Consider the following 23,075-nt stretch of genomic DNA (forward strand, 5'->3'; position numbering starts at 1 on the left):
GATTCCGCTCAGGTCCAGTGGCCGGGCCGCGGCAGGATGTGCGAGCCGACATCGGCGTGCTCTGCGGTGAGCTCGGCCGTGCAGTACAGCAGCGACATGGTCGGGTAGCCGTGCGGGTTGTTGTCGCGGATGATCGCGCGGTCGTCGGCCGGGTCGAGCGAGGCGGTCTCGGCGAGCAGGCCGATCCAGTGCGATGCCCAATCCGTGGCATCCGACGTCTCCCGCGCCTCGGCGCGGAACCGGGGCAGCCACTTCTCGATGCGCGGTGTGGCCTGATCGTCGAGGTCGTCGTGGGCGATCATGTGCACGCCGGGAGCGACGGCGCTCTCGCGCAGGGCGGTGCCGTCCCAGGTGAGCACGCGCGCGGCATCGGGCGTCACCTCGAGCAGGTTGAAGCCGTGCGTTCGCACGGGCGGCTGCGGTGAGCGCCCGGCGACGGACTCGAGCACCAGCCCTCCGCGGGATTCCAGTTCGCTCTCCGGCAGATCGAGCAGATCGGCGCGGTTGAGCAGCACCGCCAGGCGCCGGGTGGCGGGGTCGAACGCGAGCCACGCACCGCCGGCGCGACGATCGCGGATGCCGATCACGCCCGGGTACCGCCCGGGCCACCACGCGCCGAGGTCATCCCAGTCGCGCTGCGGATCCTCGTCGCGCACCGCCAGCAGTCGCGCCGCACCGGGTTCGACATCGATCACGACAGTGCACATGGGTCTGAGTCTATGGGCGGCTGATCGGCCCTCTCACATTCGCTCGCCCGCCGCAACTCCGGAGATCTGTCGCTCGTCGCTCCGATTAGCGCCCGGGTGCACACCGGACCGCAGATTTCTCCGGAGTTGTGGCGTGGCATTCGCGCAGAGCGCTGACAGAACCCGACGTCGCGCCGCCCACTGGGGCAGAATCGGAGACGTGAACATCGTGGTCGCAGTCACAGGCGGCATCGCCGCGTACAAGACGGTGCACCTCGTGCGCCTGCTCATCAAGGCCGGTCATGAGGTGACGGTCGTTCCCACCGATGACGCCCTGCGCTTCGTCGGGCTGCCGACCTGGGAGGCGATCAGTCGCAATCAGGTCACGACGAGCGTGCACGAGGACGTCGCGCAGGTGCGCCACGTCGCGCTCGGACAGGCGGCCGAGCTGATCATCGTCGCTCCCGCCACTGCGAACACGATCGCGAAGATGGCAGCCGGGCTCGCCGACGATCTGCTGGGGACCACGCTGCTGGCCTCGACCGCACCGGTGGCGATCGCCCCGGCGATGCACACCGAGATGTGGCAGCACGCGTCGACCCAGGCGAACATCGCCACGCTGCGCTCGCGCGGTGTAACCATCCTCGGTCCGGATGCGGGTGAGCTCACCGGCGGCGACAGCGGGCCGGGCCGGATGCTGGAGCCGGAGCAGATCGTCGACGCAGCGCTCGCACTGGTCGGCGAGAGCGACCTGGACGGACTCCGCGTCGTCGTCTCCGCCGGTGGCACGCGTGAGCCGCTGGACCCCGTGCGCTACCTCGGCAACCGATCCAGCGGGCGGCAGGGCGTCGCCCTGGCGCGCGCCGCCGCCGACCGCGGTGCCGAGGTGGTGCTGGTCGCGTCGAACATCGACGACTCGGTGCTGTCGGATGCCACGTGGCATCCGCTCATCCGCGTCGAGCGCGCCGGAACCGCCGCCGAGCTCGGTGAGACGATGCGCCGCGTCGCCGACGATGCCACCGTCATCGTGATGGCCGCCGCGGTCGCCGACTACCGCCCGGCCGAGGTGTCGGCGGGCAAGCTCACCAAGGAAGCCGGTGGCCTCGAGACCATCGAGCTCGTCGAGACGGAGGACATCGTCGCAGGACTCGCCGCCCGCCGCCAGCCGGGTCAGGTCGTGGTGGCCTTCGCCGCCGAGACCGCCCGCGACGAGGACGAGCTGCTCGCCCGCGCTCGCCGCAAGCGAGAGCGCAAGGGCGTCGATCTGCTCGTGGTCAACGAGGTCGGGTGGGACCGCGGCTTCGAGACGCCCGAGAACGCGGTGCAGGTCGTCGGCGACGACGGCGAGGTCGTGCTGACAGCATCCGGCTCGAAGCGCGTCGTCGCAGACGCAATCTGGGACGTCATCGCGGCGAACGTGTGACGTGGATGCCCGGACGTCCACCTGCTAAACTTGAGTCAACACAACTCAACTTTGAAGGAGTCTCCTCAGGAGGAACGAATGACCAACCCCGCCCAGAACACTGAGTCGTTTGGACAAGACGGGCAGCAGAGCGCCCTCGAGCAGTTCGGCATCAACCTCACCGATCGCGCCCGCCAGGGAAAGCTCGATCCGGTGATCGGCCGTGACAGTGAGATCCGTCGCGTGAGCCAGGTGCTCACCCGTCGCACCAAGAACAACCCCGTGCTCATCGGGGAACCCGGCGTCGGCAAGACCGCCGTCGCGGAAGGGCTCGCTCAGCGCATCGTCGCCGGGGACGTCGCCGAATCCCTCAAGGGCAAGGAGCTCATCTCCCTCGACATCTCGGCACTCGTCGCCGGCGCCATGTACCGCGGCCAGTTCGAGGAGCGGCTGAAGAGCGTGCTCAAGGAGATCACCGAATCCGAGGGTCAGGTCATCACCTTCATCGACGAGCTGCACGTGCTGATGGGTGCCGGCGGCGGGGAGGGCTCGGTCGCGGCATCCAACATGCTCAAGCCGATGCTCGCCCGCGGCGAACTGCGCCTGATCGGCGCCACCACCCTCAACGAGTACCGCGAGTTCATCGAGAAGGATGCCGCGCTCGAGCGCCGCTTTCAGCAGGTCTACGTCGGCGAGCCGTCGGTCGAAGACACCATCGCGATCCTCCGCGGACTCAAGGGCCGCTACGAGGCGCACCACGGAGTGACCATCGCCGACGGCGCCCTGGTCGCAGCCGCCGCACTCTCGAACCGCTATCTGCCCAGCCGGCAGCTTCCCGACAAGGCCATCGACCTGGTCGACGAGGCGATGTCGCGGCTGAAGATGGAGATCGACTCGTCGCCCGTCGAGATCGACGAGCTCAAGCGCCAGGTCGACCGGATGCGGCTCGAAGAGCTCGCGCTCAAGCGCGAGAAGGACGACGCCTCGAAGGAGCGCCTGGCGGCGCTGCGCGAGCAGCTGTCTGGTCTGGAGCACGAGCTCGCCGGGCTCGAGGAGCGCTGGGCGCGCGAACGCCAGGGCCTGAACCGCGTCGGCGAGCTCAAGAAGAAGCTCGACGACGCCGTCACCCAGCGCGACCTCGCCATGCGCGAGGCCGACTACACGAAGGCATCCAAGCTCGAGTACGAGACGATCAAGCAGCTGCAGCGCGACATCGCCGAGGCGGAGGCCGCCGAAGCCGCCGTCGACAGCGAGGGCCGGATGGTCAACGAGCAGGTCGGCGACGAGGACATCGCCGCCGTGATCGCCGCATGGACGGGCATCCCCGTCGGGCGCCTGCTGCAGGGCGAGAGCGAGAAGCTGCTGCACCTCGAGAGCGAGCTCGGCAAGCGGCTGATCGGGCAGAAGGATGCCGTGAAGGCGGTGTCGGATGCTGTGCGCCGGTCCCGCGCGGGAATCAGCGACCCCGGTCGTCCCACCGGTTCGTTCCTGTTCCTCGGGCCCACTGGAGTCGGCAAGACCGAGCTGGCCAAGGCCCTCGCCGACTTCCTCTTCGACGACGAGCACGCCATGGTGCGCATCGACATGAGCGAGTACGGCGAGAAGCACTCCGTCTCGCGGCTGGTCGGCGCCCCTCCCGGCTACATCGGCTACGAGCAGGGCGGTCAGCTGACCGAGGCCGTGCGTCGGCGTCCGTACTCGGTGGTGCTGCTCGACGAGGTCGAGAAGGCGCATCCCGAGGTGTTCGATGTGCTGCTGCAGGTGCTCGACGACGGCCGCCTCACCGACGGCCAGGGCCGCACGGTCGACTTCTCGAACGTGATCCTGATCCTGACGAGCAACATCGGCTCGCCGATCCTCATCGACCCTGTGATGTCGACCGACGACAAGCGCGACGCCGTGATGGCGCTCGTGCGCCAGTCGTTCCGCCCCGAGTTCCTGAACCGACTCGACGACATCGTGATGTTCCAGGCGCTCAGCGAGGACGACCTCGCGCAGATCGTCGAGCTCTCGGTCGACCAGCTGCAGCGGCGACTGCACGATCGTCGGCTTTCGCTGGCGGTCACGCCGGATGCCCGTTCGTGGCTCGCCGAGCGCGGGTACGACCCGGTGTTCGGTGCGCGTCCGCTGCGCCGGCTGATCCAGACGGAGGTGCAGAACCGCCTTGCGACCGCGCTGCTCTCGGGTGGCGTGCGCGACGGCGACACGGTCCGCGTCGACGTCTCGGCCGACGGATCGGGACTGGTCCTCACCAGCCAGAGCTGAGTCTGCGGCTTCCGAAGTTCCCCGCATCTGGCTCCACGGCACTGCGCCGGGGAGCCAGATGTCGGTTATCGGGGGCTCATTCCTGACAACCGGCTCCCCGCCTGCCCTGAAACGCGTGTGCGACGTCAGTACTGCGAGGTCGCCCATCCGTGCGGACCCTTCGACCCGGCCGCGTACGTCTCGAGCGGGACGGCATCGGATGCCCACGCGTCGCGCACCGGCTGGATGATGCGCCAGCACTCCTCGGCCTCGTCGGCGCGCACCGACAGGGCGACATCCCCGTCGAGCAGCTCCTCGAGCACTTCCTCGTACGACCGCTGCTGACCCTCGCCGAGGTCGGCGAGCAGGTTCTCCTCGCGCAGCGCGAACGGATCCTCGCCGCCGGTCACGTGCAGGCGCAGCGACATCTCATCCGGGCCGAGCGAGAACGTCAGGCGCCCGCCGTCGGCGGGAACCCCATCCAGCCCCGGCGGCACGTGGCGCACCGGCTTGAAGGTCACCACGATCTCGGACCACTTCTTCGGGAGAGCCTTTCCGGAACGCAGCACGAACGGAACTCCGGCCCAGCGGTCGTTCGCGATCTCGAAGACCACCTCGGCGAGCGTCTCGGTCTGGCGGGCGGCATCCACGCCGTCCTCGTCGCTGTACGAGGGCAGGTCGCGGTCGCCGACCCGGCCGGCCGTGTACTGCGCACGCCGCGAAGAGGCGGCCACGTCATCGCCGAACACGTGCGTCGCCCGCAGCACCGCTGCCTTCGCGTCACGCAGGTCGCGCTCGCCGAGAGTCGCCGGCGGATCCATCGCCAGCAGCGCGAGCACCTGCAGCAGATGGCTCTGGATCATGTCGATCATCGCGCCCGCCTTGTCGTAATAGCGGGCGCGTCCCTCCAGCGCCACACTCTCGTCGAAGCGGATCAGCACGTTGTCGACGTGCTCGGCCGACCAGACCGGCTCCCAGATGCGGTTGGCCAGCCGCACGCCGAGGAGGTTCAGCAGGGTGGAGCGGCCCAGGAAGTGATCGACGCGGAAGATCTGCTGCTCGGGAACCAGAGCGAGCAGCTTCTGGTTGAGCTCGCGTGCGCTCGCCTCGTCCTCGCCGAACGGCTTCTCCATCGCCAGCACGGTGCCCTCCGGCAGCGTCGCCCTCGCCATCGCGTCGATCGCGGCGGCGGTGACCGCCGGCGGCAGGGCGAAATACAGCACCGTCGACGGTTCGAGACTCTTCACCAGGGATGCCACGTCATCGGCATCCGTCACATCGGCCTGCAGATAGTCGCCGATCTCGACGAGCTCCAGCGCGTCCGGCGCACCGGCGAAAGCGCCCTTCACCGCGTCGCGCCACACCCCGGCATCCCACTTGTCGCTGCCCGCACCTCGCAGGATCACCTGCCGATCCGGATGCTTCGACAGCAGCGCCGCGAGCGAGGGGAGCAGCAGGCGCGAGGTGAGGTCGCCGGAGGCGCCGAGGATGAAGAGGGTCGTTGTCGGCATGGGGCAGACGATAGTCCCCCTAGTGGCGGTGCGCACCCCCGTGGCGGTCCGCAGCCGGGCATGGAAGACTCCGGAAGATGGCGCCGCGCATCGAGGATTACGCCCTTCTCAGCAACTGCCGCACGACCGCGCTCGTCTCACGGGAGGGGAGCATCGACTGGCTGTGTCTGCCCCGGCTCGACTCGCCGAGCACCTTCGCGGCCCTGCTCGGCGATGCGGATCACGGCCGCTGGGAGGTGCGCCCGACCGACCCGGATGCCACGTGCACCCGACGCTACGACGCCGACACCTTCGTTCTGATCACGCGATGGGAGAGGGGAGACGACGTCGTCGAGGTGCACGACTTCATGCCGATCGACCCGGATCCCGGCGTCGAACTGCATCGCACGGATCTCATCCGCCGCATCGTGGGCGTAAGGGGGACGATGACGCTGCAGCAGCGGCTCAGCATCCGATTCGACTACTCCCGCGCGATGCCGTGGGTGAGGCAGACCGGCACGCACGGGCATCCCGAGGTGGTGGCCATGGCCGGCCCTGACGCGCTCGTGCTGCGCGGCGGGAGGCTGCGCGCGAAAGACCACGAGCACACCGGCGAGGTGACGGTGGATGCCGGCCAGACCCACGACCTGCACCTGACCTGGTTCCGCTCCCACCGCGCGGTCCCCGAGCCGCTCGACATCGACGACGCTCTGACGACGACCAAGGACTGGTGGCAGAGCTGGGCCGATCGCGTCGAGCACAGCGGCCCGTTCCACGAGGATGTCGTGCGATCGCTGCTGATCCTGCGAGCGCTCACGAATCACGAGACCGGCGGCATCGCGGCCGCGGCGACCATGGCGCTGCCGGAGGAGATCGGCGGCGAGCGCAACTGGGACTACCGCTACGTCTGGCTGCGCGATGCCGCCCTGACGCTCGAGGCGCTTCTCGATCACGGCTTCCTCGCACTCGCGGAGCGCTGGCGGGAATGGCTGCTGCGTGCGGTGGCGGGCGACCCCGCCGACCTGCAGATCATGTATGGGCTGGCCGGTGAGCGCAACCTGCACGAGTGGACCCTCGACGCGCTGCCCGGTTACCAGGGCTCGACACCGGTGCGGGTCGGCAACGGCGCCGCGTCGCAGTACCAGGCCGATGTCGTCGGCGAGGTGATGGTCACCCTCGCCGCAGCGCGCGTGGCAGGGCTGGCTGAGACGGAGTTCGCCTGGCCGCTGGAGCGCAATCTGCTTCGCTTCGCCGCCGACGCGATCGATCGCCCCGATCACGGGCTGTGGGAGATCCGCGGTGAGCCGCACATGTTCACCCACTCCCGGGCGATGATCTGGGCGGCGTTCGACCGCGGCGTGCGTGCGGTGGAGGACTTCGGGATGGATGGGCCGGCCGACACGTGGCGCGAGCTGCGCGACCGCATGCGCGCTGAGATCGACAGTCAGGGTGTCACCGACGGGTACTTCACGCAGTACTACGGCTCGGCCGAGGTGGATGCCTCGCTGCTGCTGCTCGCCGAGGTCGGATTCTGCGCACCCGACGACCCGCGGATGCTGGCGACGGTCGAGCAGATCGAGCGGACGCTCATGCACGACGGACTCGTGCACCGCTACCGCACCGACTCCGGCGTGGACGGGCTGGCCGGTGGGGAGAGCCCCTTCCTGGCGTGCTCGTTCTGGCTGGTCGAGCAGTACGCCGCGACCGACCGCCGCGACGAGGCAGACGAGCTGATGGCCAGGCTGTGCTCACTGACGAACGACGTCGGGATGCTGTCGGAGGAGTACGACCCCGTCGCCGGTCGGCAGCTGGGCAACACCCCGCAGGCGTTCTCGCATCTGGCGCTCGTGCGCGCCGCGGACGCTCTGGTGAGCAGCGAGCTGCGGCCGCGTTAGCAGCCGCAGCTCGGCTCCGTCAGCCGCGCAGCGCCTCGCGGATCTTCACCCGTGCCCCCATGCGCAGCAGCGAGTTCTCGTAGATCTTGGCGCCCAGCATGATCATCAGCACGCAGGCGACGAGCATGATCACGAGGGATGCGAGGGGCTCCCACCACTGCGCTTCGCTGAAGAACAGCCGCACCGGCATCGCCACCGGCGCCGAGAACGGCACGTACGACAGCACGGTCATCACGGTGGCGTTGTTGCCGAGGAAGATCACCAGGAAGTACGGAATCATCGTCAGGTACATCACCGGAGTCAGCGTCGCCCCGGCGTCCTCCTGACGCGACACGAGCGATCCGGCGGCGGCGAACATCGCCGCCAGCAGAATGAAGCCGAAGAAGAAGAACACCGCGAACCACAGCAGCGGAGCGCCGAAGCCCTGCAGCAGCTCGGGCTGACCGGTGACGATGAGACCGATCATGGCGACCGCGATGAGCAGCAGGATCTGCCCCATCGCGAGCACGGTGTTGCCGATCACCTTGCCGGCCAGCAGCGCGCGGGCCGGAATCGCCGACAGCAGGATCTCGATGATGCGGGTCTGCTTCTCTTCCACGACGCTCGTGGTGATCGGCGTGCCGAACGAGATCGCCGCCATCATGAAGACCAGCCCGAAGATCATGCCCAGCGCGTAGCGCATGCCGAAATCCGGGGCGTCGGGGTTGAGCAGCTCGACCGTCGGGGCGGCCGACAGCGCTGCCACGAGATCCTGCGGCACCTCTTCGTCGCCGATCACGAGCACGCCGGTGGGCGAGTCGCTGTCGTCGAGGATCGCAGCATCGACCTCGCCGTCGCGCACGAGTTCCTCAGCGGCCTCCCGAGTGTCGACGGGAGTGAACTCGAACGCGCCGGTGTCCGGGAGGGCCGACGCGGTCTGACCGACGGCAGCCACCGGGGTGGCGGAACTCGTGCCCGAGGCGATCCCCATCCAGATCACGCCGCCGAGTGCGACCAGCACCAGTACGGCCGTCGAGATCAGGAAGGCCTTGCTGCGCAGCCGTGTCATGATCTCGCGTTCGGCGACGAGCCAGGCGCCCTGCGGCGTCGACAGCGGCTTCGTCTGGGCGCCGGTGCGCCGCGGTGACGTCGTGATGGTCATCGGATGACCTCCTTGAAGATCTGCGCCAGCGTGGGGCGCTGCGGAGCGAACAGTGACACGTCGCCGTCGGCCATCGCGCGGCGCAGCACGCGCTGCGCCGTGTCGGGGGAATCGACGTCGAAGACGGCGTTGCCGCCCTCGAACTCGATGACGGCGACCCCGGGTTCGGTGCGCAGCCACCCGGCATCCCCGGAGCCCTCCAGCTCCCAACGCGGAACGGAGTGCTGCGCGCGCAGCTCGTCGCGCGAGCCGGCGGCGCGGATCGTGCCGTCGGCGATGATGATCAGGTCATCGCACAGTCGCTCGACGACGTCGAGCTGATGCGAGGAGAACAGGATCGCGGCACCCTGGGCCGCTCGCGTCTGCAGCACGCCGGCGACGACGTCGACGGCGAGCGGGTCCAGGCCCGAGAACGGCTCGTCGAGAATGAGCACATCAGGATCGTGCACGAGTGCGGCCGCGATCTGGGCGCGCTGCTGGTTGCCCAGCGAGAGCGCCTCGATCTTGTCTTCGAGGCGTTCGCCGAGCCCCAGCTCGGTCAGCAGCGCGGTCGCGCGCTCGGTGGCATCCGACTTGCTGAAGCCGTGCAGTCGGGCGAGGTAGACGACCTGCTCGAGCACCTTCATCTTCGGGTACAGGCCCCGCTCCTCGGGCATGTAGCCGAAGCGCTGACGGTCGGTCGCCGTCGCGGGCGCGCCGTCGAGCGTCACCGTGCCGGCGTCGGCGGCGAGCACGCCGAGGATGATGCGCATGGTCGTCGTCTTGCCAGCGCCGTTGCCGCCGACGAAGCCGGTGAGTCGCCCCGGGGCGACATCGAATCGGATGCCGTCGAGGACGGTCCGCGAGCCGTAGCTCTTGGTGACTCCGTCGAGACTCAGGCGCCCCGGTGCCTTGTGGTCTGCCTTCGCTTCGCTTTGCATGATCGCTGCCTGTTGCATGCCGTCAACGCTACGGACGCGCGCTGCGCGACGTATCCCCCCTGAGGCGGATTGCTGCGTATCCACCCGCCGGCGGAGAGCGGGCGCAGGGCTCAGCGCTTCCTGAAATGCAGGACGCCGCGCACGAGCAGTCCCGCAGCCAGCGCCCAGAACGCCGCGCTGATGCCGAGCAGCGCCACGCCGGATGCCGCGACGAGGAACGTCACGACAGCGGGCATCCGCTCGCCCGGATCATCGATCGCCTGCTTCACGGACGAGCCGAACGCCGCGAACAGCGCGATACCGGCCACGGCCGGAATGACCGCCGCCGGTGCCAGGAGGACAAGCGCGGCGAACACGGCCGAGAATGCGCCCAACAGGATGTATGAGACGCCCGTCGAGACCCCGGCCACCCAGCGGCGTCGTGGGTCGGGGTCGACATCGGGCGCGGCGGCGAGGGCCGCACTGATCGCCGCGAGATTGATGCCGTGGCCGCCGGCCGGGGCGCTGAGCGCCGAGCCGATGCCGGTGACGAGCATCGCCGGTCGCCAGGGCACTTCGTAGCCGAAGCTGCGCATGACGGCAATTCCCGGCACATTCTGCGAGGCCATCGTGACGATGAACAGCGGCAGCGCGATGCCGACGATCGACTCGACGGTGAAGGTGGGGGCGGTGAATTCCAGGGTCGGCAGCAGCAGCGCCGGGTCGACGTCGGTGCCGTTCGCGATGATGCCCGCTGCGATGACGACAGTCGCTGTGATGAAGGCGGCCGGCACGGCCCAGCGCGGTGCGATTCGCGCGAGCAGCAGCCAGGTGACGACAACCGGTGCGACGCCCCAGGGGTTGATCATGATCCCGGTGATGGGTGCGAGGCAGAGGGGCAGCAGCACGCCGGCGAGCATCGCCTGTGCGATCGACGGCGGGATCGCAGCGATGAGTGCACCGATCTGCGGCACCGCCGCGGTCAGCAGGATGAGGGCCGAGACGACGAGGAATGCGCCGACAGCCGCCGACCAGCCACCTTCGACCGCGGTCGTCGCGGCGAGCAGCGCGGCACCCGGAGTCGACCAGGCTGCGGTGATGGGCATCCGGTATCGATACGCCAGAACGATGCACGCGATCCCCATCGTCAGGCTCAAAGCGAGCAGGCCGCTTGCGGCCTGCTCGGGGCTCGCGCCGACGGCGTCGAGCCCGGTCAACACGACGGCGAATGAGCTCGTGAAGCCGACCAGCGCGGTCACGACGCCTGCGGTGACCGGACGGATCAGCGGTGCGGCGTCGGGCATGGATCGACAGTAGCGCGACATGCGGACCGATCTCGCCGCAACGGGAATAACATTCACGCGCATATACGTTGTGTCTGTCGTATGAACCCGGGCTCGTCGAGCCCCGACCCCAGAAGGAAATCACTGTGACCCGCACCATCGGCTACATCGTCGGCAGCATCTCGAGCACCTCCATCAACCGCCGCCTCGGGCGCGTACTCGAGAACCTCGCCCCCGAGGGCACCGAGCTCGTCGAGATCCCGATCAAGGACCTGCCGTTCTACAGCCCCGACTACGACACCGACTTCCCGCAGGTCGCACGCGACTTCAAGCAGGCCATCGCCGACGTCGACGGCGTGATCATCATCACCCCCGAGTACAGCCGCTCGATCCCCGGCGTGCTCAAGAACGCGCTCGACTGGTCGACCCGCCCGTACGGCGAGATGTCGTTCTTCGGCAAGCCCACCGCCGTGATCGGCACCTCCGGCAGCGGTGTCGCGACCGCCGCCGCGCAGCAGCACCTGCGTGCGATCCTCGGCCACTTCAACGCCGTGACCATGGGTCAGCCCGAGGGCTTCATCCAGGACCGTCCCGGCCTGTTCACCGAGGACGGCCAGGTCAGCGATGACAGCACCGCCGGCTTCCTCGTCGGCTACCTCGAGGCCTTCAACGGCCTGATCGCGCGAGTGCAGCACTCCGCCGAGCTCGTCAACGCCTGACCGAGCTCGTCAACGCCTGACCGAGCTCAGGCAAGGCCGTGCCGGTGCGCGAGCACGACGGCCTGCACCCGATCGCGGGCGCCGATCTTCTGCAGGATCCGTGAGACATGCGTCTTCACGGTCGCCTCGCCGATGAAGAGGGCGCCCGCGATCTCTGCGTTGCTGCGCGCATCGGCCATCAGCGCCAGCACCTCGCTCTCGCGCTCGGTGAGCGGCTCGCTGAGGATGTTCGTCCCGCCTAGTGGGCGGGATCTCGTCGAGCGCACGGGATCCTCGCGCGAATATGCGGTGCGGTCGGCAGCATCCGGTGCACTGGGGAGAGGCGCGGCAGGCGTCCGGAAGCGGGTGAGCACGCGACGGGTGACCTCCGGCGCCAGCATCCCATCGCCTGACGCCAGTGCGCGCACGGCCGCGATCAGCTCCTCGGGGCCGGCGTTCTTCAGCAGGAACCCGCTGGCGCCGGCATCCAGCGCCTCGAAGAGGTACTCGTCACGATCGAAGGTCGTGACGATCGCGACGGCGGATGCCAGTTCGCCGTCTGCCACGATCTGACGCGTCGCCTCGAGCCCGTCCATGTCCGGCATCTGCACGTCCATCGTGATCACGTCCGGGCGCAGGCTCCGCGCCAGCTGCACTCCCTCGGCTCCCGTCGCGGCCTCGCCGACCACTTCGATGTCGGGCTGGGTGTCGAGGATCGTGCGGAATCCGGCGCGCAGCATGGTGTGATCATCGACGAGCAGCACGCGGATGGGGGAGTCGGTCATGAATCGGCCTCGAGTTGTCAGCGGAATCGGTCAGGGGCGTCAGTGGGCAGGGTCTCAGTGGGGCAGCGGGATGCTCGCGCGGACGCGGAACCCGCCCTGCGGTCGCGGTTGCAGCTCGATCGATCCACCGGATGCCAGGGCCCGCTCGCGCATGCCCAGCTGACCGAGCCCGGCGCGGGGCGCAGTGACGGCGCGGCCCGAGTTCACAACCTCGAGCTCCACGCTGTCCGACTCGTAGCGCAATCGCACATCGGCCTTCGCCCCGACGCCGGCGTGCCTGCGGGCGTTCGTGAGCGCCTCCTGCGCGATGCGGTACAGGTTCACGCCGACCGTGCTCGAGACGGGCACGGGTGTGCCGATCACGCTGTAGTCCGTGGGCAGACCGGCATCCCGGGACGACTGCGCGAGACGCTCGATGTCGTCGAGCCCGAGGGTCGTGGCGGGTGCGTCATCCTCGCCGCCGGGCGCGCGCAGGGTCTCGAGCAGCCGGCGGAAGTCGCCGATCGCATCGCGTGAGGCGGCCTCGACGCCGGCCATCATGGTCTTGGCGCGCTCCGCATCCTGATCGATCAACAGGCGCGCAGCGCCCGCCTGCACCCCCATGACCGACACATGGTGGGCGACGACGTCGTGCAGCTCGCGGGCGATGCGCACCCGGTCGAGGGCGACGGCCTGGGCGGCGGTCACCTCGCGTTCGCGTTCGAGCTCGCGGGTGCGGTGCTCCAGCGCGAAGCGCTGCTGGGCGGCGTGCCATGAGCGCTCGCCGAAGTAGTACGCCCCGCCGAAGTAGAGCACGTTCAGCAGCAGCTGGATCATCATGAACGCCAGGTACGGCGAGAATGCGCCCGCGGCGACGTCGGCCTCCGCCGCGCCGTTGATCGTCTCGTGGTACATCACCGCGATCAGCCAGACGAACATGCCGATGATGATGCCGACGCGCACCCACAGGGCGGCCAGTCTGTTGTTCATCCAGGCGCCGACTGTGTACAGCGCGATGAACATCGTGATCTGCACGACGTAGATCTCGGGCACCCTCAGCGACACGCTGGCGAAGAAGACGATCGCGATGACGATGGCGACGACGGCCGGCCAGCGGCGCCGGACGGCCAGCGGCGCAGACACACCGAGCACGACCGGCAGGGCCGACCACATCGGCGCCTGATCCTCGCCGTAGACCTGCGCGATCGACGACAGCCCGGCGCTGATGACGCCGCCGACGAGCATGACGGCGGCGAGCAGCAGATCCGAGCGCAGCTCGCGCGGGGTCGGTGTGCGCGTGAACGGTGCGGGCGCAGACATGATTCCACCGTAGGGCGGATCGGATGCCCTCACATCCACCGCACGGGGGAGGCCGTCGGACGCAGACGCCGGCCGACGCTCAGGTGAAGTGCAGACGCTCAGGTGAAGTGCAGTCGCACCACGTCGCGCACGGCGTGGTCGTCATCGACGACCGGCACCAGGCCCCACCTGTCGAGCGTGGTGCACGGGTGCGAGATGCCGAGTTCGACGAGCTCCCCGACGCGAGGCGCCGTCGCTTCCGCATCGAACCCGATGAAGGCGTGCTGATCGGCCAGCTTGGTCACCCGCCCGGCGAAGTCGCGCGGCGCCGAGCCGTCGCGGCCGCGCACCCCCTGCACGACCGGCAGGTCCTGATCGAACCCGACGTCTCGTCGACCGCACAGCACGATGGCGAGACCCGGCTCGGGGATGCTGAGCACCGGCGCCCACACCCGGATCGCCGCCTGCAGGCTCGGCGCCGAAGCGTTGCCGCGCGAGCTCGGCGTGGTGCGCTCGTACAGTCCGTCGTCATGCGTGAGGTAGGCGCCGCTGCGCAGCAGGATGCGCTCGGGCGGGAGTCCTCCGTGGAGGAGGCCGTCGATCGCGACGTCGAAGTACGCGCTGCCCCCGATCGAGACGATCGCTCCCTCCGAGATCAGGCCACCGGCCAGCAGCCCGTCTGATTCGAGAGCGAGTGTCGTCTCGGACAGCTGCCGCGAGAAGGCGAGGATGTGCTCGATCTTCTCGGCATCGGTCGCCCCGCCGATGGTTCCCTCGTACGCCGCGGTGCCCACCACGCGGATGCCCGACGTGCGCGCTGCGCGCTCGGCCAGCGCACGCAGGGCGACAGCCCCGCGCACACCCGTGCGGCCGCCGGGATTCCCGGCCTCGAGCAGCACGTCGATCGGGCGGCCCGCCGAGTTGCCGGCGAGCAGATCGAGTCCGTCCGCGGAGTCGGCATAGACGACGCATTCGAACTCCGGATCGGCATCGAGCTCGCGGCGCAGCCAGGCGATCGCACCCGGCTCGACGAGCTGGTTGGCAAGCACCAGGCGCGAGATGCCTGCGTCGCGATAGACCCGCAACTGTGTCGGTGTGGCCGCCGTGATGCCCCATGCGCCGGCATCCAGCTGCTGCTGCGCGAGCGTCGGCGACATCGCCGTCTTCCCGTGCGGCGCGATCGCGACACCGCGCTCGCGCGCGTACGCCATCATCGCGGCGATGTTGTGCGCGATCGCGCTCCGACTCAGCGCGAGCTGTGGGAAGTCACGATCTGCGGCGAAGAGGGAGGTGCCCACGAGAGCCGCCGCATCGCCGCCGGCGAGACTCGGGCCCAGCCCCTTCGTCAGTGCGAGAGAAGGCAGAGCGGTCATGGCTTGAACCATACCCGTGCGCGCGTGCGGGGTGGGCAAGAGCATTGACAGCGGGTGCGAGGTCTGTGATCGTCGTCGAGTCAGCAGAGACTCCCACCGACGAGGACCCACCATGACCGGACGCATCATCATCGATCTGTTCACAACGCTGGACGGAGTCGCCCAGGCGCCGGGTGGGCCGGAGGAGGATCCGAGCGACGGCTTCGCGTTCGGCGGATGGCAGGCCCCGCTGCCGAGCGAGGCTGTCGGCCGCAGCGTGAGCGAGGGGATGCAGACCCTCGACGCCCTGCTGCTCGGCCGCCACACCTACGACATCTTCGCCGGCTATTGGCCGCAGCACACGACGGGGCCGGAGGGGTGGATCGGCCGGCTGTTCGACGAGGTGCCGAAGTACGTCGCTTCCCGGGATGCCGACATCCAGCTCGAATGGCAGGGCAGCACCCGGGTGGGGGCCGACCTCGCCTCCGAGATCGCCGAGCTGCGCGAGAAGCACCGCGATGTGCACGTGATCGGCAGCGTCGATCTGGTGCAGACGCTGCTCGCGGACGCACTGTACGACGAGCTGCAGCTGTGGGTGTACCCGGTCGTGCTCGGGCAGGGCAAGAAGGTCTTTCCGGACGGCGCCGCGCCCGGGAACCTGCGGCTCATCGACGCGAAGGCAGGCGACGGTGGCGTGGTGCTGCTGCGCTATGCGCCGAAGGCCGGCGAGGTGCAGACCGGCACGATGGGGGAGTAGATCCGCGCGATCAGCCGGGCTCGGCCCGGCCAGTGAGCCGGACTCAGCCTCCCAGCATCCGCTCGATGACCTCGGCGACGCCGTCGTCCTCGTTCGAGGCGGTGACCTCGTCGGCGGCGTCGCGCACGACGTCGATCGCATTCGCCATCGCGACTCCGCGTCCTGCCCACTGCAGCATCTCGAGGTCGTTGAGGGCGTCGCCGAAGGCGAGCACCTCGTGGCTCTCAATGCCGAGCCGCGTGCACACCTGCGCGAGGCCGGTCGCCTTCGTGACACCCTGGGCCATCACCTCGACGAACGGCGCACCGGACATCGTCGCCTCGAAGCCGGTCAGCCCCAGGGACTGCAGCGCGGCGAAGACCTCCGCGACCGGCACGGAAGCGTGCCGGATCACCAGCTTCAGACTGGGAGCTGCCAGCACGTCGGCCAGCGGGACGCCGCCCATCGACTCGGGATGGCGCTTGTGGTCGTTCACGTCGGCGATGGCGGCGTAGCCCTCCTGCGCGACGAAACCCTCACCGGCATCCCGCACGCTCGCGAAGAGCAGGTCAGGGACGGCGGCGTGCAGTGCCTCGGCGAGCTCTCGCTGCACGTCGGCGGGGATCTCCTCGGCGAACAGATGCTCACCGGTGGTCAGGTGCACACCGTACGCGCCGTTGCCGCACAGGGCCCAGTCGGCGAAGCCGGCCTGCTCGGCGATCGGACGCAGGCCGATCGGCTGACGAGCCGTCACCGGGACGGTCGTGATGCCGGCGTCCCGCGCGGCGTCCAGCGCCGCGCGGGTGCGCGGTGTGATGCGGCCTGTGGCATCGAGAACCGTGCCGTCGAGATCGGTCGCGATCAGCCGGATGGTGGAGCCGGTCACGCGAAGATCATCGGCATGTCGTCGTCGTCCTCGCCGCCGAGATCGAGGTCGACGACCACCGGGACATGGTCGCTGGGCTGGACGCCCTTGCGCTCGTCGCGGTGGATGGATGCTGCCGTGACGGCATCGCTGAACGCCTTCGAGCCAAGGATGAAGTCGATGCGGATGCCCTCGTTGCGCGGGAACTTCAGCCGCTGGTAGTCCCAGTAGGTGAACCCCTCGGGGATCAGCGGACGCACGACATCGGTGAGCCCCGCCGATTCGAGGGCGAAGAACGCCGCACGCTCTTCGGGTGACACGTGCGTCGAACGGCCGACGACGATCGCGGGGTCGCCGTTGTCGTGGTCGAACGGGATGATGTTGAAGTCACCCACCAGAGCGAGCGGACGCTCCGGGTTCGCGGCGATCTCGGCCGCGGTCGCCGTGCGCAGCACCTCGAGCCAGTGCAGCTTGTACGCCAGATGCGGGTCGCCGAGGGACCGGCCGTTGGGCACATACAGGCTCCACACCCGCACACCGCCCACGGTGACGCCGAGCGCGCGCGCCTCGAGCGGGGCATCCGGCCCCTCATGGCCCTTCGCGAAGCCGGGCATCCCGTCGAACGCCGTCGAGACCTCGGTGATCGGCTCGCGACTCGCGATCGCGACGCCGTTCCACTGGTTCAGCCCGTGAACCTCGACGTGGTAGCCGGCCTCTTCGAACGGTGCGTAGGGGAACTGCTCGGGCCTGCACTTGGTCTCCTGGAAGGCGAGCACATCGATGTCCTCGCGGACGGCGAAGTCGATGGCGCGATCGACGCGCGTGCGGATCGAGTTGATGTTCCAGGTGGCCAGACGCATGCATCCAGCCTATTCGCGGCCACCGACCCCGGCCGTCCGCCCCGGCCGGGGTCCCCGTGCGGATCAGCCTCCGGCGTTCCAGTCGACGGTGATCGGCGTGCGCGCGATCGGCGTCGTGCGCAGGGCATCAGAGGTCAGGGTCGCCACCGCGGCCCACTCGCCCTCTGCCTGACCGCGCACCGAGTAGTTCAGCTCGACGGTTCCGCCCGCTGCCGGAGGAGTCGTGCCGACCGCGTAGCCCTCGTCGGCCTTCGGCAGGCCGTCGAGCACGACGCCGCTGGTGCCGTCGCGGTTCTCCGCTGCGGTCGCCGCCGTGGTGGCGGAGTCGGATGCCCCATCCTCGCCGTACGTGAACCAGACGCCTTCGGTTCCTCCGGTCTGGATCCACACCTGCATGGTGTTCGTCGCGTTGCCGGAGTACGTCGGCACCGCGTTCCACTGGGCGACGATCCAGGTGTCCACACCATCGGTGAGCGACCCGATGCTCACGCCGGCGCCGGGCGCCGCGGCCTCGGGGTTGAGGTCGGTCCACAGCGGGGCCAGCACGTTGTTCGGTGTCACCGGATCCGGGATCGGCTTCGGCTCGTACCAGACCTCAGCCGCGCCGCCACCGCCGACGACCAGGTAGCCGTTGGAGACCACGCCCAGGCGGGTGTACGTCTCGCCGCCGAAGTCGAACGGCGGGACGTTGAAGTTGACGATCTCCTCATCGCCGATGGCGAACGGCGCGATTCCGAAGGCCTCCAGCGGCAGGTATCCGCCGCCGGGGCCGAGATCGGCGGTGAACCCGGTGATCTGCGGCGGAATCGCCGCACCGAGCGTGCCGCTCCAGACGCCCTTGCCGCCCTTCTTGCGCAGCGGCGACTCGACGGACTCGACTCGCATCTTGCCGTCAGCGGCAACCTCGATCTGAGCATCGACGTCGACCGGCAGGAAGTTGGATGCCGTCACCGTGCAGTCGGCGACGCCACGACGGTCGAGCGTCGTCGGCGTGCAGCTCTGCGTGAGACTGATGCTCGCAGCGGTCGCGTTCGCGGCCACCGGGATCACCATCGCGTTGCCGGTCTTGGGAGTGAGCGTGATCTGACCCTCGTGCCAGCCGTCGGTGGCGCCGAGGGTGTTGATCGTCACGGTGATGTCGCGCGACTGTCCCGACGGGATGGTCAGGTTCTTCGGCGACACGCTGATGTCGAACTCGCCGTCCGTGCTCGATCCGGTGCGGAACACCTGCGTCCTGCCGCTGACGTTCGTCACCGTGCGGGTCGTCGTCACAGCACCAGGGAGCGGATCGACGTTGATGCTGGGGATGTTCAGATCCACACGGGTCTTGGCATCCGCTGCACTCGCAGCGAACGCGGCCGCCGTCTCGCTGATCGTCGCCAGCGGGGCGATCGCGCGATCGGCGCGGATCGATCCGGCGCCGCGGTCGAACACACCGGCATCCGATCCGTCGACATTGATCACGTCCTGAACGGAAGAGGTCATCAGCGCCGACTTGATCTGGCCAGGAGACCAGTCGGGGTGCGCCGCGACGAGCAGCGCCGAGACGCCGGCCGCGTGCGGCGCCGACATGGATGTGCCCGCGATCGCCTGGTACAGCTCACCTGCCGGGCCGCTGTCGACGCCGATCGGCGTCGGCGTGTGACCGGCGATGACCTGCACGCCGGGCGCGGTGATGTCGGGCTTCAGGAAGTCGCCGATCGGACCGCGCGAGCTGAACGCGGCCATCACGTCGCCCTCCGCGACCGTCGCGGTGCCCTGCGCCCACGTGGCCGTGACGCCGGGATGATCGGCGATGAACGCGATAATGTCGTCGTTCGGGCCCTCCAGCTGGATCGCCGGCAGGAAGTGGTTGTCGGTCTGCAGATCCATCGGCTCGGGGTTGGCGAGGATCATGCCCGCAGCTCCGCCCTGCAGGGCGTTGTAGCCCTTCGCGACCCGGCCGTTCCCGCCGCGCATGCACAGTACGACCTCGCCCGTCACCGAGTCCGCGGGAAGAGGCGTCTGGCACAGCTCGTCGTTGTAGCCGGGCACGTCCGCGGCGAGGACGACGGCGACGTCGTCGATGCCCTGCGTGATCGTCGTGCCCTGCTTGACCAGCGTCTCGCCGTCGGTGGACGCCAGCACCAGCGCCGAGGTGAATGCGCGATCCGACGTGGATGCGCCCACGGTGGTGGTCCACGGGCTGGCGTGGTCGGCGGTCGACGCGCCTGGGCCGGAGTTGCCGGCCGACGAGTTCACCGCGACACCCGCCGCGAACGCGTCGAGGAACGCCAGCTCGGTGGAGTCGTACGGATCGGGGCTGCCGCTGATCGAGTAGTTGATCACGTCGACGCCGTCGAGCACGGCCTGGCCGATCGAGGCGACCAGGTCGCCCTCGTAGCCGCCGTTCGGTCCGAGCGCGCGGTACGCGATCACCGAGGCTCCCGGTGCGATGCCGCTGAACGGTCCGCGCTGGATGCCGAGGATCTCAGCCGATTCGACGTTGCCGCCCACCGCGGTGGTGGCAGTGTGCGTGCCGTGTCCCTCTGCGTCGCGTGCCGAGCAGAGCGTGTCGAGGCAGTAGGCGTCGATGCCGGCGGGGTCGGGGGTGGCCTGGTAGACGTCGAGCATCGCGTAGGCGCCGACGAGCTTGTTGTTGCAGTCGAACTCGGGGCCGACCGTGCCGTCGCCGAACTCGCACGACCAGGGGCCGCCGTCCGGCGCGCCGAGGCCGTTCTCGGCCAGCATCGGATGCTCGGGCCAGATGCCCGTATCGATGACGCCGACGATCACGCCCTCTCCGGCGCGGTCGCGCCCGCCGAGGCTGGGCCAGACGGCGTCGGCGCCGATGAAGTGCGTGGCGTCGTGGTCGGGCGCCGGGGTGGTCTCGGGTAACTCCGCGTCGGCTGCGGCGTCCGAGGTCACCGAGGCAGGGGCGCCGCGGGTCGCCGCAGCGGTCGATGCTCCGGTTGTCTGCCGCAGCTCGTTGGACTGCACCGCGGCGACGGCGCTGAGTGTGAGGAGGTCCTTGGCGCGATTGGCCGGGATGGCCATTGAGAAGCCGCCGTAGACGGTCACGTAGTCGGCGATGACCTTCGCGCCGTCGACGAGGTCGGTCGCCTCCTTCTTCGCCTCGGCGATGCGCTCGGCGACGTACGCCGTGTAGGCGTCGATCGCCGCGCTGCCCTGGGAGATCGGGATACCCGTGATCTCGGGGCTGGTGGCTGCGAGGCCATCGATCGAGCCGGTGTACGAGGCGACGGGGTCGACGTCGACTTTCACCATGATCGGCGTGATCTTGGCATCCGACCGCTTGAGAAGCTTCGCGTCGTTCGTCGCGAGCCGACCCGAGTTCGACTTCGCCTGGTTGCTGAAGCTGTCATCCGGCGTCAGCGGTGTGGCGCTGAAGGCGCCCGCGTCATCGTCCTGAGCGGCCGCGGGGGACATGCCCCCGACGACCAGCAGAGCGGTCGCCGCAGCGGCCACCCCCAGAATCCGTGATCTCCGACCTGTCGAATTGCGCATGACACTCCTTCGTGATGCTGCGACCGTGGTGTGGTCCTGGCGGGGAGCCCCGGTTCAGGGCGCGCCGTTGAAGCAGACAGTAGCGGAGTGATTCGCGTGCCACCAGAGCAATATCGAGTGGCATTCAGGCGTTCGGATTCACCTCTCGGCGGGGTCGCCCGTTCCGATCAGAACCCCTCGGGCGAGCGTGTGGAAGTGCCGGTTGAAGCCCAGCACGCCCGGTGTCGCGCCCGCATCGAGGTCGAGGTGATCGACGTCGAGTGCGTCGATCACGAAGAAGTATCGGTGCACGCCGGTGCCGGCGGGCGGGGCTGCGCCGATGTAGCGCTCCCGTCGCGCCTCGTTCGGCAGCACTCGGCTGCCGACGGGGAGACTCTCGGCGGTGCCGTCGCTGCTCGGCAGCGAGCGCAGGTCGGCGGGCAGGTTGTACGCGGCCCAGTGCCAGAAGCCGGATCCGGTCGGCGCGTCCGGGTCGAAGCACGAGATCGCGAAGCTCTGCGTGCCGGCGGGCGGCTCGGACCAGTTCAGTGTCGGATGCCTGTCTTCACCCGCCCTGTCCGATGACCACGCGAATCCGGGAAGCGGACCGCCGGCGGTGAAATCGGGGCTGGTCAGTTCGAGCGGCGGCACGGGGCGCAGCTCGGCGAGGGCGGCATAGGGATCGTACGAGAACATGTGAAGCCTCCTCCTTCCACGGTAGGCCAGGCTGCGGCATCCGTCTCGGGACGCACGCCGAATACACTGAATGCCGTGACGAATCCCGCCGAAGACCGCGACCTCTCCGAAGACCGCCGCGCCCTGCTCGACCTGATCACCGCTGAGGCCGTGTTCCACGGTGACTTCACCCTCTCCAGCGGCAAGCAGGCGACGTACTACGTCGACATGCGCAAGCTCACCCTCGACCACCGCGCGGCTCCGGCCATCGGGCGGATCATGCTCGACCTCATCAAGGACCACGACGTCTCGGCTGTCGGCGGGCTCACCCTCGGCGCCGATCCGATCGCGAACTCGGTGATGCACGCCTCGGTCGGCACCGAGCGTCCGCTGGACGCGTTCGTCGTGCGCAAGGAGCCCAAGGATCACGGCCGCGGCCGTCAGATCGAGGGCGCGGATGTCGCCGGCAAGCGGGTCGTCGTGCTGGAGGACACCTCGACGACCGGTCAGTCGGCGCTGAAGGCCGTCGAGGTGCTGCGCCGCGAGGGTGCCGAGGTCGTCGCCGTCGCCGTGATCGTCGACCGCAAGACCGGCGCGCAGGCTGCGATCGAGGCCGAGGGGCTGCAATGGCTGGCCGCCTTCGACCTCGATGACCTTGGGCTCGACCCGCAGTAGTTCCGATCCGGCGCGGGACGCCGTCAAGCGCGTCAGGGGCGGCGGCCCTCCGCGGCGTCGGCGACCAGTTTCGCGATGCGCTTGGCGCGCGTCTCGGGGCGCTTCGCCATCGCGATCTGCGTGAGGCCGAGCTTCTTCGTCGATTTCGGGAACGCGTCCCATGCCGTGCGGGCGGCGGGCAGAGCGTCGAGCGCGGCGGTGAGGTCGTCGGGCTCGATGCCGGCCTCCGGCCCGTCGAGAACGGTCCACGACCCGTCGGCCTTGGCGGCCTCGATCACGCGGATGCCAGCGGGTGCCAGCAGGCCGGCCGCCTCGAGCTCGATCAGGCGCGCCTTGTTCGTCGCCGCCCAGCCGCTGCCGCGGCGGCGCGGTGAGAACCACTGCCCGACGCTGCCGTCGTCGAAAGTGCGCACCGGACCGTCGATCCATCCGAAGCACAGCGCCTGACGGACGGCATCCTCGTACCCGATTCCGTCGGATGCCGCGCGCCGCACATCCAGCAGCCACACGCCGGTCGCCGTGTCGTGGTTGTCGGTCATCCAGGCGCGCCAGTCGGCAGCATCCGCCGCCGTCACCCGCTCGCCGTCGTCGAGAACTCCCATCCGGTCAGCCTAGATCTTCGCGT

At 69.4% G+C, this 23,075-nt stretch carries 19 protein-coding genes; 6 read left to right on the plus strand and 13 right to left on the minus strand.

Annotated elements, in window-relative coordinates:
- Positions 1–8: 8 nt before the first annotated feature.
- Positions 9–707 (minus strand): NRDE family protein, encoded by a 699-nt coding sequence (locus ACQUSX_RS10745; RefSeq protein ID WP_428906922.1) that lies wholly within the window; start codon positions 705–707, stop codon positions 9–11.
- Positions 708–906: 199 nt separating this feature from the next.
- Between ACQUSX_RS10745 and coaBC the strand changes: the two genes are divergently transcribed.
- Both coaBC and ACQUSX_RS10755 read left to right on the plus strand, forming a co-directional pair.
- The gene (coaBC, locus tag ACQUSX_RS10750) at positions 907–2,109 is read left to right on the plus strand and encodes a bifunctional phosphopantothenoylcysteine decarboxylase/phosphopantothenate--cysteine ligase CoaBC (protein WP_428929969.1); all 1,203 of its coding nucleotides are present in this window, start codon (positions 907–909) and stop codon (positions 2,107–2,109) included.
- Between the two features lie 78 nt (positions 2,110–2,187).
- On the plus strand, positions 2,188–4,353 hold the full coding sequence (locus ACQUSX_RS10755; protein WP_428906924.1) for an ATP-dependent Clp protease ATP-binding subunit: 2,166 nt from the start codon (positions 2,188–2,190) through the stop codon (positions 4,351–4,353).
- A gap of 125 nt (positions 4,354–4,478) precedes the next feature.
- Here ACQUSX_RS10755 and ACQUSX_RS10760 read toward each other — a convergent pair whose 3' ends face one another.
- A complete protein-coding gene (locus ACQUSX_RS10760; RefSeq protein ID WP_428906925.1) occupies positions 4,479–5,843 on the minus strand; it encodes a glucose-6-phosphate dehydrogenase in 1,365 nt (454 codons plus the stop codon).
- A 77-nt stretch (positions 5,844–5,920) separates the two neighbouring features.
- Here ACQUSX_RS10760 and ACQUSX_RS10765 point away from each other — a divergent pair, with 77 nt between their 5' ends.
- Positions 5,921–7,717 carry a glycoside hydrolase family 15 protein gene (locus ACQUSX_RS10765; protein WP_428906926.1) on the plus strand — a complete coding sequence of 599 codons (1,797 nt, stop codon included), beginning with the start codon at positions 5,921–5,923 and terminating at the stop codon, positions 7,715–7,717.
- A gap of 19 nt (positions 7,718–7,736) precedes the next feature.
- Here the strand turns inward: ACQUSX_RS10765 and ACQUSX_RS10770 are convergent, their stop codons facing one another.
- The 3 genes from ACQUSX_RS10770 to ACQUSX_RS10780 all read right to left on the minus strand — a co-directional run bounded on the left by ACQUSX_RS10770 (position 7,737) and on the right by ACQUSX_RS10780 (position 11,061).
- Entirely contained in the window at positions 7,737–8,858 is a 1,122-nt protein-coding gene (locus tag ACQUSX_RS10770) for an ABC transporter permease (RefSeq protein ID WP_428906927.1), read from the minus strand.
- Positions 8,855–9,796, minus strand: coding sequence for an ABC transporter ATP-binding protein (locus tag ACQUSX_RS10775; protein ID WP_428906928.1), 942 nt, complete (start codon positions 9,794–9,796; stop codon positions 8,855–8,857). The genes ACQUSX_RS10770 and ACQUSX_RS10775 overlap by 4 nt, the downstream gene beginning before the upstream one ends.
- Before the next feature lie 92 nt (positions 9,797–9,888).
- A complete protein-coding gene (locus ACQUSX_RS10780) occupies positions 9,889–11,061 on the minus strand; it encodes a benzoate/H(+) symporter BenE family transporter (protein WP_428906929.1) in 1,173 nt (390 codons plus the stop codon).
- 119 nt (positions 11,062–11,180) lie between these two features.
- On the opposite strand from ACQUSX_RS10780, the gene ACQUSX_RS10785 reads away from it, so the two are divergent.
- On the plus strand, positions 11,181–11,759 hold the full coding sequence (locus ACQUSX_RS10785; protein WP_428907629.1) for an NADPH-dependent FMN reductase: 579 nt from the start codon (positions 11,181–11,183) through the stop codon (positions 11,757–11,759).
- A gap of 26 nt (positions 11,760–11,785) precedes the next feature.
- On the opposite strand, the gene ACQUSX_RS10790 is transcribed toward ACQUSX_RS10785, so the two are convergent.
- The 3 genes from ACQUSX_RS10790 to ACQUSX_RS10800 all read right to left on the minus strand — a co-directional run bounded on the left by ACQUSX_RS10790 (position 11,786) and on the right by ACQUSX_RS10800 (position 15,174).
- Positions 11,786–12,523, minus strand: coding sequence for a response regulator (locus tag ACQUSX_RS10790; protein WP_428906930.1), 738 nt, complete (start codon positions 12,521–12,523; stop codon positions 11,786–11,788).
- A gap of 54 nt (positions 12,524–12,577) precedes the next feature.
- Positions 12,578–13,822 carry a sensor histidine kinase gene (locus tag ACQUSX_RS10795; RefSeq protein WP_428906931.1) on the minus strand — a complete coding sequence of 415 codons (1,245 nt, stop codon included), beginning with the start codon at positions 13,820–13,822 and terminating at the stop codon, positions 12,578–12,580.
- A 98-nt stretch (positions 13,823–13,920) separates the two neighbouring features.
- Positions 13,921–15,174 (minus strand): alanine racemase, encoded by a 1,254-nt coding sequence (locus tag ACQUSX_RS10800; protein WP_428906932.1) that lies wholly within the window; start codon positions 15,172–15,174, stop codon positions 13,921–13,923.
- Between the two features lie 112 nt (positions 15,175–15,286).
- On the opposite strand from ACQUSX_RS10800, the gene ACQUSX_RS10805 reads away from it, so the two are divergent.
- Positions 15,287–15,910: a dihydrofolate reductase family protein gene (locus ACQUSX_RS10805; protein ID WP_428906933.1), complete on the plus strand. Its 624-nt coding sequence runs from the start codon at positions 15,287–15,289 to the stop codon at positions 15,908–15,910.
- Between the two features lie 43 nt (positions 15,911–15,953).
- Here the strand turns inward: ACQUSX_RS10805 and ACQUSX_RS10810 are convergent, their stop codons facing one another.
- The 4 genes from ACQUSX_RS10810 to ACQUSX_RS10825 all read right to left on the minus strand — a co-directional run bounded on the left by ACQUSX_RS10810 (position 15,954) and on the right by ACQUSX_RS10825 (position 21,796).
- The gene (locus tag ACQUSX_RS10810; protein WP_428906934.1) at positions 15,954–16,775 is read right to left on the minus strand and encodes a Cof-type HAD-IIB family hydrolase; all 822 of its coding nucleotides are present in this window, start codon (positions 16,773–16,775) and stop codon (positions 15,954–15,956) included.
- On the minus strand, positions 16,772–17,614 hold the full coding sequence (locus ACQUSX_RS10815; RefSeq protein WP_428906935.1) for an exodeoxyribonuclease III: 843 nt from the start codon (positions 17,612–17,614) through the stop codon (positions 16,772–16,774). The genes ACQUSX_RS10810 and ACQUSX_RS10815 overlap by 4 nt, the downstream gene beginning before the upstream one ends.
- A 63-nt stretch (positions 17,615–17,677) precedes the next feature.
- The gene (locus ACQUSX_RS10820) at positions 17,678–21,082 is read right to left on the minus strand and encodes a S8 family serine peptidase (RefSeq protein WP_428906936.1); all 3,405 of its coding nucleotides are present in this window, start codon (positions 21,080–21,082) and stop codon (positions 17,678–17,680) included.
- 177 nt (positions 21,083–21,259) lie between these two features.
- Complete coding sequence (locus tag ACQUSX_RS10825; RefSeq protein ID WP_428906937.1) at positions 21,260–21,796, minus strand: YbhB/YbcL family Raf kinase inhibitor-like protein; 537 nt, start codon at positions 21,794–21,796, stop codon at positions 21,260–21,262.
- Positions 21,797–21,871: 75 nt separating this feature from the next.
- Here ACQUSX_RS10825 and pyrE point away from each other — a divergent pair, with 75 nt between their 5' ends.
- A complete protein-coding gene (gene pyrE / locus ACQUSX_RS10830; RefSeq protein ID WP_428906938.1) occupies positions 21,872–22,450 on the plus strand; it encodes an orotate phosphoribosyltransferase in 579 nt (192 codons plus the stop codon).
- A 32-nt stretch (positions 22,451–22,482) separates the two neighbouring features.
- Here the strand turns inward: pyrE and ACQUSX_RS10835 are convergent, their stop codons facing one another.
- Entirely contained in the window at positions 22,483–23,052 is a 570-nt protein-coding gene (locus tag ACQUSX_RS10835; RefSeq protein ID WP_428906939.1) for a YdeI/OmpD-associated family protein, read from the minus strand.
- Between the last annotated feature and the right edge of the window lie 23 nt (positions 23,053–23,075).

Source organism: Microbacterium alcoholitolerans (assembly GCF_050408615.1).
Lineage (GTDB): Bacteria > Actinomycetota > Actinomycetes > Actinomycetales > Microbacteriaceae > Microbacterium.